11 protein-coding genes are annotated in these 12,859 nt (G+C 62.3%); 8 read left to right on the top strand and 3 right to left on the bottom strand.

Annotation, left to right across the window (positions count from 1 at the left end; genetic code table 11):
- Positions 1-24: 24 nt before the first annotated feature.
- Together fabG and GJB56_RS18295 are read left to right on the top strand one after the other, a co-directional pair.
- Positions 25-765, top strand: coding sequence for a 3-oxoacyl-ACP reductase FabG (gene fabG / locus GJB56_RS18300; protein ID WP_113682598.1), 741 nt, complete (start codon positions 25-27; stop codon positions 763-765).
- Positions 766-837: 72 nt separating this feature from the next.
- Positions 838-2,034: a CaiB/BaiF CoA transferase family protein gene (locus GJB56_RS18295; RefSeq protein ID WP_069145556.1), complete on the top strand. Its 1,197-nt coding sequence runs from the start codon at positions 838-840 to the stop codon at positions 2,032-2,034.
- Positions 2,035-2,039: 5 nt separating this feature from the next.
- Here the strand turns inward: GJB56_RS18295 and GJB56_RS18290 are convergent, their stop codons facing one another.
- Positions 2,040-3,260 carry an acetyl-CoA C-acetyltransferase gene (locus GJB56_RS18290; protein ID WP_020909227.1) on the bottom strand — a complete coding sequence of 407 codons (1,221 nt, stop codon included), beginning with the start codon at positions 3,258-3,260 and terminating at the stop codon, positions 2,040-2,042.
- A gap of 310 nt (positions 3,261-3,570) precedes the next feature.
- Between GJB56_RS18290 and GJB56_RS18285 the strand changes: the two genes are divergently transcribed.
- Complete coding sequence (locus GJB56_RS18285) at positions 3,571-4,761, top strand: acyl-CoA dehydrogenase family protein (RefSeq protein WP_069145558.1); 1,191 nt, start codon at positions 3,571-3,573, stop codon at positions 4,759-4,761.
- A 50-nt stretch (positions 4,762-4,811) separates the two neighbouring features.
- Here GJB56_RS18285 and GJB56_RS18280 read toward each other — a convergent pair whose 3' ends face one another.
- Positions 4,812-6,482, bottom strand: coding sequence for a chitobiase/beta-hexosaminidase C-terminal domain-containing protein (locus GJB56_RS18280; protein WP_060937946.1), 1,671 nt, complete (start codon positions 6,480-6,482; stop codon positions 4,812-4,814).
- 181 nt (positions 6,483-6,663) lie between these two features.
- Between GJB56_RS18280 and GJB56_RS18275 the strand changes: the two genes are divergently transcribed.
- On the top strand, positions 6,664-7,554 hold the full coding sequence (locus GJB56_RS18275; RefSeq protein ID WP_021331928.1) for a LysR family transcriptional regulator: 891 nt from the start codon (positions 6,664-6,666) through the stop codon (positions 7,552-7,554).
- Here the strand turns inward: GJB56_RS18275 and GJB56_RS18270 are convergent.
- Entirely contained in the window at positions 7,488-8,432 is a 945-nt protein-coding gene (locus tag GJB56_RS18270; protein ID WP_113682597.1) for a LysR family transcriptional regulator, read from the bottom strand. The two genes, GJB56_RS18275 and GJB56_RS18270, sit on opposite strands and share 67 nt — an antisense overlap.
- A 186-nt stretch (positions 8,433-8,618) precedes the next feature.
- Here GJB56_RS18270 and GJB56_RS18265 point away from each other — a divergent pair, with 186 nt between their 5' ends.
- The 4 genes from GJB56_RS18265 to GJB56_RS18250 are packed head-to-tail and all read left to right on the top strand — an operon-like array spanning position 8,619 to position 12,829.
- On the top strand, positions 8,619-10,178 hold the full coding sequence (locus GJB56_RS18265) for a long-chain-fatty-acid--CoA ligase (protein ID WP_113682596.1): 1,560 nt from the start codon (positions 8,619-8,621) through the stop codon (positions 10,176-10,178).
- On the top strand, positions 10,175-11,221 hold the full coding sequence (locus tag GJB56_RS18260; RefSeq protein WP_003940131.1) for an MBL fold metallo-hydrolase: 1,047 nt from the start codon (positions 10,175-10,177) through the stop codon (positions 11,219-11,221). The genes GJB56_RS18265 and GJB56_RS18260 overlap by 4 nt, the downstream gene beginning before the upstream one ends.
- A gap of 37 nt (positions 11,222-11,258) precedes the next feature.
- The gene (locus GJB56_RS18255) at positions 11,259-12,020 is read left to right on the top strand and encodes a crotonase/enoyl-CoA hydratase family protein (RefSeq protein ID WP_020909221.1); all 762 of its coding nucleotides are present in this window, start codon (positions 11,259-11,261) and stop codon (positions 12,018-12,020) included.
- Complete coding sequence (locus GJB56_RS18250) at positions 12,017-12,829, top strand: enoyl-CoA hydratase/isomerase family protein (protein ID WP_113682876.1); 813 nt, start codon at positions 12,017-12,019, stop codon at positions 12,827-12,829. Before GJB56_RS18255 ends, GJB56_RS18250 begins: the two co-directional genes overlap by 4 nt.
- Positions 12,830-12,859: the final 30 nt, after the last annotated feature.

Here is a 12,859-nt window from a genome sequence, read left to right as displayed (position 1 = left end):
TTTAACCTCACGAACGGAGTGGACATGGGATTGTTGGACGGCAAGGTTGCGGTAGTGACCGGCGGAGCGCAGGGCATCGGGCTCGAAATTGCGCGCACCTTCATCAAGGAAGGCGCGACCGTCGTTCTCGGCGACATCAACGAAACCGTCGGAACGGCTGCGGTCGCCGAACTCGGTGGAGAGTCGGTCGCCCGTTTCGCTTCCTGCGACGTGCGTGATTCCGGACAGGTCGAGGCCATGCTCGATCTGTCCGAAAGTGCTTTCGGTCCAGTCGATGTCATGGTCAACAACGCCGGCATGACGCGCGACGCCACGATGCGGAAGATGACCGAGCAGGACTTCGACGACGTGATCGCGGTTCACCTCAAGGGCGCCTGGAACGGAACACGCGCTGCCGCCGCCCGCATGCGCGAGCGTGAGACGGGCGCAATCGTGAACATCTCGTCGATCTCCGGCAAGGTGGGCATGCTCGGGCAGACCAACTACTCGGCCGCCAAGGCCGGCATCGTCGGTCTGACGAAGGCCGCGGCAAAGGAGGTCGCGTTCAAGAACGTTCGCGTCAACGCAGTTCAGCCCGGACTTGTCCGCACGGCGATGACCGAGGCGATGCCCGAACGGATCTGGAACGAGAAGCTTGCCGAGATCCCGATGGGGCGTGCGGCCGAGCCCTCGGAGGTTGCTTCGGTTGTACTGTTCCTCGCGAGCGACCTCTCGAGCTACATGACCGGCACGGTTCTCGAGATCACCGGCGGCCGCCACATCTGATCCGTCCTGTTCGAGTGCAAGAATTCAGAGTGTGAGAATTCTGGGTGTAAAACTTCTGGGGTGACTACTGACATGGGACAGCCGAACTCGGATCTTCCGCTCGACGGAATCACCGTAGTTGCACTCGAACAGGCGGTGGCGGCACCGCTCGCCACCAGACATCTCGCGGACATGGGTGCGCGGGTGATCAAGATAGAACGCGTCGGCGAGGGTGACTTCGCGCGTCACTACGACCAGGCGGTTCACGGTCAGGCATCACACTTCGTGTGGCTCAATCGTTCCAAGGAATCGATCGCCGTCGATGTGAAGTCGGAAGCCGGCCGGCAGATCCTTCTCGATCTGGTCGCGCGAGCCGATGTGTTCCTGCAGAACCTGGCTCCCGACGCTGCCGCGAGACTGGGGTTCGGCGCGGAGGAACTGCGCGATAAATACCCACGGCTCATCGTGATCGACATGTCCGGCTACGGCAGTGCCGGCCCGCGGCGCGAGCGCAAGGCGTACGACATGCTGGTCCAAGCCGAGACCGGAATGATCTCCGTGACAGGCACACCGGAGACGGCCACCAAGACGGGTATCCCGGTCTCGGACATCGCCGCAGGAATGTACGCGCTGACTTCGATTCTGAGCGCCCTGTTCCGTAGAGAGCGAACGGGTAAGGGAGCGCTCGTCGAGGTCTCGATGTTCGATTCCACCGTCGAGTGGCTCGGGCATCCGATGTACATGAAAATGTATGCGGACAAGCAGATTCCGCGGGTCGGTCTCGGCCATGCGGCGATCGTTCCCTACGATTCGTATCCCACGGCCGACGGCGAGATCCTGATCGGCGTCCAGAACGATCGTGGATGGCGTGCACTGATGGTGGACGTGTTCGAGCGAGAGGATCTGGTCGACCATCCGCGCTTTTCCACCAACATCGTGCGCGTCGAAAATCGCGGCGAGGTAGACGAATTGGTGGGTTCCCTGACTCGTCTGTATTCGACGGCAGATCTGGATCAACGCCTTGCCGCCGCCGGTGTCCCGGCCGCTGCACTCAACGACATGGCCGGTCTACTGGAACATCCGCAGTTGGAGAAGCGTGCCAGGTGGAGGTCCGTGGGCACCGAAAACGGACCGATCGATGCCGTGCTGCCTCCGATGACGTACTCGGACGTCGAAATGCGCATGGGTGACGTTCCGGCACTCGGCCAGCAGACGGATTCTCTGCTGGCCGAGTTGGGGCGTACGGGAGACCAGATCGCGGACCTTCGCCGCGACGGATCGATCGGTTAACGCTTCTAGCGTCGCAGGTTCTCGAACACCGCTGCAATCCCTTGTCCGCCACCGATACACATGGTCTCGATCCCGTACCGTCCCTGGCGCCGGTCGAGTTCGCGCAGCAGATTGGCGAGGATCCGCCCACCGGTGGCACCGACAGGATGTCCGAGCGAGATCCCGGAACCGTTGACGTTGAAGCGCTCCTCGATGTCCTGCGCGCTCAATCCCCAAGCCTTGGCGCACGCGAGAACCTGTGCGGCGAATGCCTCGTTGACTTCGATGAGGTCGATGTCGTCGAGCGACAGATCGACACGGGAGAGAGCTTTCGCCACGGCAGGCACCGGTCCGATGCCCATCCGGTTCGGCTCCACACCCGCCACACCCCAGCTGACCAGTTTCGCGAACGGTCGCAGGCCAAGGCGTTCGGCGTTGGCCGCAGTGGTGACGATGGCCGCGGCTCCGGCGTCGTTCTGGCCGCAGGCGTTTCCGGCGGTGACTGTGGCTTCGGGGTCGACTCGACCTCGAATGGGGCGCAGTGCAGCAAGATCGGACAGCTGAATCCCTCGGCGTGGATGCTCGTCGCGAGTGACGACTGTCTGCTCACCACGGCGCCCGCGCACCGAAACGGGAATGGTCTCGTCGTCGAAATACCCGCTGTCCTGGGCATGAACGGCCCGTTCGTGCGATCGCACCGCGTATCGGTCCTGCTCGTCGCGGGTGATCGAGTACTCCCGGCGCAAGTTTTCGGCGGTCTCGATCATGCCGCCTTCGACCGGGAAGTTGACTCCGCCGGAGTTCGTGCGCGGTTTGGCCAATCGGTCGTGGAACTCGACCGAAGGGCGCTTTGTGCCCCAACGCATATCGGTGGAGTAGAACTCGGTTCCGCTCATGCTCTCGGCGCCGCCGGCGATGACCAGATCACTCATCCCGGTCTGTACCTGCATCGCGGCGTAGATGATCGCCTGCAATCCCGAACCGCAACGGCGATCGAGTTGTATTCCGGGAACGGACACGTCCAGACCGGCGTCGAGTGCCGCGATTCGTCCGATGGCCGCGGCCTCTCCGTTGGCGTAACCCTGACCGAAGATGACGTCGTCGACATCGGTGGACGCAATGCCGGTTCGTTCGACGAGGCCACGCACAACAGTGCTGGCGAGAGTGGTGACGGGAACGTCCTTGAAGACTCCGCCGAATCCGCCCACCGGGGTGCGAACGGGTTCACAGATGACTGCGTCGTGCATGGAATGCGCCTGTCTCGAGGAGAGGTGGGGAATGCGTCGCGTGAACGGGCCGATCGAAGGGCCCCATAGCGACCTGGCCACTCGAATATCCAGCACGCGTGGCGCGGTTGTCAACAGCAGGAACGACCTGTTCGGACATAGTTTCCGCCATACGGTTCGTATGCGAAATCGACTTTGACACATATACCGTTCGGGGATTGAATGGATGCAGCGTCTCTGCCGCACACATGTCGCGGTGGGGTGAAAGTTCCTGGAGTCGAATCAGTTTCGTCGACAGGAGAGCACGAAGTACCGACAGACAGGTGGAACAGTGACTCGTTTGGCGCAGACGGCGGGATTGACCGAGACCCAGAGCGACATCGTCGGGGCGGTACGCGAGTTCGTCGATCGTGTGGTCATCCCCGCGGCGCAGGAGCTCGAACACTCCGATACGTACCCGACCGACATCGTCAAGCAGATGAAGGACATGGGTCTGTTCGGACTGACCATCGACCCCGAGTACGGGGGTATCGGCGAATCATTGCTCACCTACGCGCTTTGCGTCGAAGAGCTGGCCCGTGGATGGATGAGCGTGTCCGGCGTCATCAACACGCATTTCATCGTGGCTCACATGATCTCCGCGCACGGGACGCCGGAACAGAAGGCGAAGTACCTGCCACGTCTGGCGTCCGGGGAACTCACCGGCGCATTTTCCATGTCGGAACCGGCCCTGGGTTCCGATGTTGCTGCCATATCGACCAAGGCGAAGCGTACGGAGTCCGGCGATTACGTGATCACCGGCCAGAAGATGTGGCTGACCAACGGTGGTTCGTCGACGTTGGTGGCAGTCCTCGTCAAGTCGGACGAGGGCGCGGAGAAGCCGCACAACAATCTGACGACGATATTGATCGAGAAGCCCGCAGGTTTCGGCGAGGTACTCCCGGGCCTGACCATTCCGGGCAAGCTCGAGAAGATGGGCTACAAGGGAATCGACACCACGGAGATGATTTTCGACGGCTTCGAGATCGGAGCCGAAGAGGTCCTCGGTGGCATTCCCGGCTTGGGATTTCGGCACATGATGGACGGCGTCGAGGTCGGCCGGGTCAACGTCGCCGCGCGTGCGTGCGGAATCGCCCAGCGCGCTTTCGAACTGGCTGTCACCTACGCCAAGCAGCGCGAGACGTTCGGTAAGCCGATCGCCGAGCATCAGGCCATCGCGTTCCGGATCGCCGAAATGGGCACCAAAGTCGAAGCGGCGCATCTGATGATGGTCAACGCTGCCAGGCTCAAGGACTCGGGTGAGCGCAACGACGTCGCAGCGGGTATGGCGAAGTATCTGGCGAGTGAATTCTGCTCGGAGGTCACGCAGGACAGCTTCCGTATCCATGGTGGATACGGCTACTCCAAGGAATACGAGATCGAGCGGTTGATGCGTGAGGCGCCGTTCCTTCTGATCGGTGAAGGCACCAGCGACATCCAGAAGCAGATCATCAGCAAGGGCCTGCTTCGCACGTACAACTGAGCCGAGAAGCGGCACCGCGAACATGCGCGGTGCCGCTTTGTCGTGTCGGGTCAGCGGGTGAAGGCCAGGGTTGTCACCGGTGACCGGTTGCCGTATGCGTCAACGGCTTCGACGCGGGCTTCGTATGCGGTGCCCGCTGCGGCATCGGGAATCGGAATGTCGAGGCTGTTCGGCCGTGGCATGAAGTAGAAGTCGGAGAGCACCTTCGACGAGACCACCTTCGCTCCGGTGGCTGTGTCCGTGATCTCGACGGCATAGTGATGGACCATCTGGTCGTCCTTCGCCTGCGCGATCCGTAGCGCAGTTTCACCGTTCGCTCCGGTGCTCACCGAGAGTGGGGTGGCCGTGGTGAATTCCGGTGCATTCGTGTTTCGTGCACCCGAGGTGTAGCGGAAGTTGTCCTTGATCTGCTGGTTGGTCGACCCGTCGAGTTCGACCGTCCACCCCGAACCGCTCAGCGTGCCCGCGCTCGAGTACGGCGGCTGCCAGTTGGCTGACCACGCGCCTCCGGTGTAGATGTCGTGCTTGTCTGCCGCCATGTTGATGCGGTTGATTTCCGTGCGGTCCTGGTAGACCTCCACGAAGAGCGCTTGGGCAGTGGGTGATTCGAAACGGTTCGCGAGACCGGACTCGGTCACCATCTGGTAGCCGTGATCGATTTCGATGTACGACATCGAGCCGTCGTTGACCGCCGTGAAGTCGCGTTGATGGATCGACCGGTCGTCGTTGTTGTTCAGGTGCGAGTGCCCGGAGAAGAAGATTGCCTGAGGGAAGGCGCTCAAGTCTTCGGTCAGTCGAGGGTTCGACGCCTGCTGGCCGTCCATGGCTGTGTTGCTTGCCGGTCGGTGTCCCTGGACCAGGATCGGCTTGGTCAGGTTCCCGGACTCCGCGGTGATTTCGGTCAGGCGGGACTTCAGCCAACTACGTTGCGCTGAATCATTGTTGTATGTCTCGGTGTTGACCGTGAAGAGATGGACACCGCTGACGTCGGACTCGTAGTATCCGCCACCGGAATCCGGGAACCACTCCGCCGGATATCCGGCTCTGATCGCCGCGAGACTTGCATCGTGATTGCCGTTGGAGATCAGGAGTTGTGTGTCGTTCATGCCCTTCCTGGCGAGGTTTGCCTGGAAGATTTCTGCGACGATCTTGTGGTCAGGCCCCTTGCCGTCTCCGTTGTCGTTGATCATGTCGCCGTTGGAGAGGATCGCGTCGGGTTTCGGGAAGATGGAACCGATTGTGTCGAAAAAGCTTTCGTACTTCTTGTCGTTGTTCGCGTGGTCGCCGACGTGGACGTCGGACATCACGACGACCTGAGCCAGCGGCTTCTCCGAGGTCTTGATCAGGTAGCCGAACGAGACGGCCGCGCTCGCGTGATCGCCGCGGAAAGCGGCGACAGTGACGTTGGTGTCCTGTGCGATCTGCAGCGGACGTCCCGGTGTGGCAGCTTGGCTGTCGGTGGTGGGTGTCGTTCCGTCCAAGGTGTAGCGGACGGTGGCGCCGCGCTCGGCGGTGAAGGTCAGATCGACAGGGTGCTCGTACCGTCCGCCGGGGACGCTGACGCCGGGCGCTGCGGGCGGCGTGTTGTTCTCGCCCGAAGAGCTACCCCATTCGAAGGACGAACTGCCCCAGCTGGGTTCGGCTTGGGATTCGGCGGGGGCGATGCCGGGAACGGCGAGAGCCGCGGTCACGGCTGCTATCGCGATGGTCGTACGTCTCACGAGGATTCCTTGTCTTCGACGCGGTGGTTCAGACCCATCCGTAATTGGTCTGGACCAATTACGCTAGGTGGCGCCGGGTAGAAAAAGGTGTGTCCTGTATGTCCGACTAGTGAAGCGTGTATGAACACCGTCCGCGCTTGCCGGCGGTACTGTCGGCTGCGCTTATGGCAAAGTCGATGGCGTGGACCTACGTCAGATCGAGTACTTCCTTGCCGTTGCTGGTGGGGAGTCCTTGTCGACGGCTGCGCAGAATCTGTCGGTCACCAAGCCGTCGCTGTCGCAGGGTATTCGTGGTCTCGAGCGTGAACTCGGAGTCGAATTGTTTCACCGTGTCGGTCGCGGTTTGGTTCTGACGGCGGCAGGTCGGGCGTTGGTAGGGCCGGCGAGGCAGATGATGCGCAGCAGTGCGGCCGCATTCAATGTCGCGACCGGGACGGCCGACGAGCCTCGTGGGCGGCTCGACATCTGCTCCGCGGCACATGGTCTCGAAGGTCCGATCGCACGCATCGTGGCGGACTTTCGTGAGCGGTGGCCTGCTGTGACCGTTCGGGTCGGTGAACTGCCGCAGGGCGCAACGTCTGAGCAGGTGTTGGCAGACGGCGCATGCGAGGTGGTCTTCAGCTATTGGCCACCCGACATGTCGGCGCTGTCCACGAAAGTGATCGGGGTGAACGAATACTGGCTGGCAGTGCCGTCGGGGGTTCATCCTGACGTCTGGCCGAATGGTGTTAAACCCGCTGCGGGAGAGCCGGTGTCATTGACGGCATTGCCCGATCTCCCCGTGGTGGGTGTGCTCAAACACTCGCGGGCTCGGCTTGCCATCGAGTCGTCTCTGCAGGCCGCCGGGGCCCGGACTCGGATGTCGACGGAGTTGGCGCAGCGGGAGACCGTCGGCGCGTTCGTCTTTGCGGGTTTGGGCATGGCATTCATGGAGCGTTCGTTGGCCGAGAGATCGGTCGCGTCCGGCGCGGAGATATTTCCGGTGGAGCCGGCGATCTCACTGAATTACGGCATCGAGTTCGATCCGGAGACGCTCTCGCCGTTGGGCAGGCTGTTCGTAGGCGGCTTGTGACGTGTGGAGACGTTCTCGATGTACGCAGACCCGGCCGGCGAGAGCGGGCCGTCGCGGTAGACCAAGATCGTCTGCCGCGTGATCGGTGGGAGAAGCGAGCGAACCTCAGATGCTGGGGAGTCTTGTTCGGCGATCGATCTGGGCAGCAGCGCGGCGCCTACACCTTGCCCGACCATTTCCCGGACGGCAAGGCGATCAGGTACTTCCACGACGACGTTGGTGAGCTCCAGATCGCCGTCGATCGAACGCCCGCGCCGAAATGTCGATGCCTCGACCACCATCTGCAGGCGCGCAACCACGGCGCGCGGAACCGGATCGGGGAGGTCTGTGGCCAGGCGAACGGGGATCGACAAGACCGTTTCCTGGGTACTCACGGCAATTTCTCGAAGCCCGTCGGAGACATCGGTACCCGGGTGGGTCTCGAGAAACCCGAGTTCACACGTGCCCGCTCTGACCAGCGCGCGCACGTCCTGTGCGTTCGGGACGGCGTTCGTGGAGAACCGAATTCCGGGCGCCGTCAGATGGAGGCGTCCGGCGACCTCTGCGACAGGGTCGATGGCAAGATCGGACTGAACAGCTATGGCGAGTTCGCCGGCGCGCAAAGCGGTTACTGCGGCCACCGCGGCTTCGGCCCGAGCAACGTCGGCGAGCAACGCACGTGCAGAATCGGTAATTGCCAGTCCGACTGTGGTGGGAGCCAGACCGCGAGTGGTGCGCTCGAAGAGTGTGGCTCCGAGTGCTCGTTCGAGGTTGCGTACGGCCTGCGAGAGTGACGGTTGCGAGATACGCAGGACGTCCGCGGCGGCGGTGACGCTGCCGTGATCGACGACGGCGACGAGATACTGCGCGCTGCGTATGTCCATCCCGGGTGCCTGCATCTGGCAAATTCTCCCAGATGACCGACCTTGGCGGCGGTGACTTGCTGCGACCTGCAGACATAGGTCTCAGCTATGGCTCTGTGCGCCTTCTCGTCTTTGTGGCGCAGGCCATAGCGATGGTCGACTGTTCCAGTACCACCGACCGCGGTTCGTGCTCGGTGAGTACCTGGAACACAGGAGCGTGATGTGAGCGAGCTTCACCTACCCAACCGGATACGCCACTCGGCGTCGACACGGCCGTCCGATCCGGCGATCACGTGCGGCGACCGAACTTTGACATGGGCTGAGCTGGATGGCGAGACCAGTACCTTGGCGAGCGCGCTGGCAGAAGTGACCGCAGCCGGTGCTCGCGTCGGTGCGCTACTGCGGATGGGGCTCGAAGGTGCGGAAACCTTCATCGCGTGTGCGAAGGCAGGCGCTGTGTTCATCCCGTTGAACTGGCGGCTCAACCCACTCGAACTCGTCGACATCGCCGAGGATGCGGAGCTCGACGTCTTGATCGTCGATGACGAGTTCGCCGCGGGGGCGGCGGCGATGTCCGCAGCGTTGCCGGAGATCGAGGTCATAACCGTGGGAGCTGCAGGGGACCTGCCGGATTCGCGAACCTGGGCGGAGTTCGTGGCCTCCGGTAACGGCGTCGACCCCGGACAGGGGCACGATCCGGACGCAGCAGTTCTGCAGCTGTACACCTCCGGGACAACCGGCCGGCCCAAGGGCGTCGTGGCCACGCACCGGAATCTGTACAACGAGCCCGAGGGGTTCGATGTTTACGAATTCGGTTCGAATGCAGTCGCACTCGACGCACTTCCCCTCTTTCACATCGCCGGCGCCGGCTGGATGAGTACGTGCTTGTCGGCCGGCGTGCCATTGGTGCTGCTCGGAGACATGGCGCCGGCTCGGGTCGCTGATGCCATCGCGACTCACCATGTCACCCACGCATTTCTGGTGCCTGCCGTCATTCAGACGCTGGTAGATCTGCCCACTCTCGACAGTTTCGATCTGACCAGCCTGGAGGTGGTCGCCTATGGGGCGTCGCCGATCACTCCGGCACTCCTCGCTCATGCGATGACTGTCTTGAACTGCAAATTCGTCCAGCGATACGGGATGACCGAGACAACGGGTTCGGTATCCGTCCTTCGTGCCTTCGACCATCATGTGAGCGGTCCGCGTTCGGAGTTGCTCCGCTCGGCGGGAAAACCGATGATCGGCGTCGAGATCTCCATTCGAGACGTCACAACTGGTGAGGTATTGCCGCCCAACAAATCCGGTGAGATCGTTGCGCGCAGCAGAAACAACACTCGCGGGTACTGGCGACGTGACCGAGAGACCGCGGAATTGTTCACTCAGGACGGCTTTCTCCGAACAGGCGACGCCGGCCATTTGGACGACGAGGGGTATCTGTTCGTCACCGACCGCCTCAAGGACATGATCATCACCGGCGGTGAGAACGTCTATCCGATCGAGGTGGAATCCATTCTGGCCGAACACCCCTCGGTTGCCGAGGTCGCGGTGGTCGGGGTTCCGGACAAGCGCTGGGGTGAATCCGTCACCGCGGTGGTCAAACTGGTCGACGGTGCCGACGTGCCGAGCGTCGACGAGTTGATCGCGTTCAGCACAGCGAAGTTGGCGTCGTACAAGAAACCTCGCCAGATCCATTTCGTGGACTCCTTGCCTCGCAACGCGAGCGGGAAACTGCTCAAGTCGAGCCTGCGGACCATGCTGAACGCGAGCGGAGAAGCATCATGATCGTGACCGAAGACGTCGGTGTCGCACAACGTGAGGCGTGGGCGAACAAAGTCCTTCCACCGGTGGAACAGGTGCGGGACGGACTGTGGTCGATCCCTGTTCCCATGCCGGACAACCCTTTGCGTTACGTGCTCGTCTACGCACTCGCGCTCGACGACGGACTTGCCCTCATCGACGTCGGTTGGGATCACGAACAGTCGTGGCAGGCTCTCGTCGACGGCATAGCATCGATCGGATACCACGTTTCCGAAGTGCGCTATGCGGCAATCACGCACCTGCATCCCGATCACTTCGGTCTGGCGCCGCGTCTTCGGCAGGTCAGCGGCGCAACGCTTGCGATGCACGTGGCCGACGCGACGCTCCTCGGATACCACGGTCCCGAGCAGACCCGCGACGACATCAGTGGCTGGAACCTGCAATTGTCCGAACTCGGCGCACCGGCCGAAGTGCTCGACGCGTCTCGGGTCGACCTGGTGCGGTTCGCTGAGCACGAAACCATCGACATTGTTCTGGGAGATGGTGATTCACTCGATCTTCCCGGGTGGAATCTCCGGGCTCAGTGGACACCGGGGCACACTCCCGGACATCTCTGCTTCGTGGAAGAGGACAGAGGCTTGTTGTTCAGCGGCGATCACATGCTGCCGAGGATCAGCCCGAACATCTCCACGATTCCCGGTGAACTCGAGAACCCGCTTCATCGTTATCTTCTCTCGCTCGAGGCGACGACAACACTGGGCGAGTGCGAAGTGCTTCCGGCACATGAATATCGATTCCGTGGGATCGCCGATCGTGCACGTCAATTGATGGGGCACCACGAGGAGCGATTGGCGGAGATCGTGGCTGCGGTTCAGGATGAGCCCGAATCCACGGCCTGGGAACTCTCACGCACGATCTCCTGGTCTCGCCCGTTCGAACAGATGTCGCCGCGACTACTTCGCTTGGCAGTCCGCGAAACCCATGCTCATCTCGTTGTTTTGGCCAAGCGGGAGATCGTGACACCGTCCGGCGGCACACCCGTGCGCTGGAGCATTCGCGCGCAGTGACCTTTCAAGAATCTCATCACGGAAGTAGGAACCGAACATGAGCGTCGTGCTCACCGACTTCGCCGAGGGCGTTGCCGTCATCACCCTCAATCGTCCCGAGGCCAAGAACGCGGTCAATCTCGAACTTGCCGAAGCCTTGGCTGCGGCCATCGACGAGTTCGAGGAACGGGCCGATCTCACCATCGGCATTCTGACCGGAGCTGGTGGAACCTTCTGCGCTGGTATGGATCTCAAGGGATTTGCGCGAGGGGAACGGCCATCGCTGCCCGGTCGTGGTTTTGCCGGTCTGACCGAGGCTCCGCCGTCGAAGCCGCTGATCGCAGCCGTCGAGGGGTGGGCCCTCGCCGGCGGGTGCGAACTGGCGTTGGCAGCCGATCTGATCGTGGCGTCCACCGACGCGAAATTCGGCTTGCCCGAGGTGAAGCGGGGACTTGCCGCGGCCGCCGGTGGCCTTCTGCGTCTGCCCAAGATCCTCCCGTATCAGTTGGCCATGGAAATCGCGATCACGGGGGATCCGCTCAGTGCCACCGTGGCGCATCATCACGGCTTGGTCAATCGGCTCGCCGAACCTGGACAGGCGCTGACCGTCGCACGCGAGCTTGCGGCCCGAGTAGCGGCAAACGGTCCACTGGCTGTTCGCGCGACCAAGCAGGTACTGGCAATGTCCGCCAAGTACACCGACCCGGATGCCTTTGTCGCGCAACGCGAATTCATCGATCCGGTCTTCACCTCACGTGACGCCAAGGAAGGTGCAACGGCATTTGCCGAGAAGCGCTCTCCCGTGTGGAGTGGTTCATGAGTGCCGAGACGATCGAGCGCGCGGCCGTAAGCATCGAACGTGACGGTGCTGTCGCGACGATTGTTCTGTGTCGGCCGCACCGCCGCAACGCTCTCGATCTCGACGCCTGGATCGCTCTACGTGAAGCAGTCCTCGAACTTCAAGAGGATTCGCAGATTCGCTCTGTGATCCTGACCGGCGCGGACGGGACCTTCTGTGCGGGCTCCGATCTGGACAAACGCGGCTCGTCGCACCCGCTCGATCGCATGCGTGTCATCAACGCAACGGCCATCGCACTGGGTGAGTTTCCCAAGCCTCTGGTGGCGAAGGTCGACGGGTTTGCCGTCGGAGCCGGATGGAACATGGCGTTGCTCTGCGACTTCGTCGTGGCAGCCAAGGGTGCGAAGTTCAGCCAGATCTTTGCCAAACGGGGGTTGTCTGTCGACTTCGGGGGTTCGTGGATCCTGCCGAGACTGGTCGGCCTCCAGCAAGCGAAGCGACTGGTGATGCTCGCCGAGACGATCGACGCACAGGAAGCCTACGAGCTCGGGCTGGTGACCTATCTGGTCGGGCCGGGTGAACTGGACGAACACACGTCGAAGCTTGCGCAGCGGCTCGCTGACGGTCCGCCAGCCGCATTGAGTCAGTCTGCCGCCATGCTCGAACATCACACTTCACTCTCGTTGCGGGAAGCCTTGGACAACGAGGCGAGGGCGCAAGCGGTCAATTTTGCGACGGATGCTACCGACGCGGTTCGTGCCTTCGTGGAAAAGCGGGAGCCGGTCTTCACCGGAGAGTGGGCCGTACCAGGGCTAACTCGAGTGGAGTGAGCGTCAGATCGCTGGTCGTATGATGGATGA

The organism is Rhodococcus sp. AQ5-07 (assembly GCF_009707305.1).
Lineage (GTDB): Bacteria > Actinomycetota > Actinomycetes > Mycobacteriales > Mycobacteriaceae > Rhodococcus_F > Rhodococcus_F erythropolis.
This window is presented reverse-complemented; position numbering and strand designations above follow the sequence as displayed.

Excerpts from the sequence above, each read along its gene's own strand:
- fabG (WP_113682598.1), top strand. The coding sequence starts at position 25 with ATGGGATTGTTGGACGGCAAGGTTGCGGTAGTGACCGGCGGAGCGCAG.
- GJB56_RS18295 (WP_069145556.1), top strand. The coding sequence starts at position 838 with ATGGGACAGCCGAACTCGGATCTTCCGCTCGACGGAATCACCGTAGTT.
- GJB56_RS18290 (WP_020909227.1), bottom strand. The coding sequence starts at position 3,260 with ATGCACGACGCAGTCATCTGTGAACCCGTTCGCACCCCGGTGGGCGGA.
- GJB56_RS18270 (WP_113682597.1), bottom strand. The coding sequence starts at position 8,432 with ATGCAGGCACCCGGGATGGACATACGCAGCGCGCAGTATCTCGTCGCC.
- GJB56_RS18260 (WP_003940131.1), top strand. The coding sequence starts at position 10,175 with ATGATCGTGACCGAAGACGTCGGTGTCGCACAACGTGAGGCGTGGGCG.
- GJB56_RS18255 (WP_020909221.1), top strand. The coding sequence starts at position 11,259 with ATGAGCGTCGTGCTCACCGACTTCGCCGAGGGCGTTGCCGTCATCACC.
- GJB56_RS18250 (WP_113682876.1), top strand. The coding sequence starts at position 12,017 with ATGAGTGCCGAGACGATCGAGCGCGCGGCCGTAAGCATCGAACGTGAC.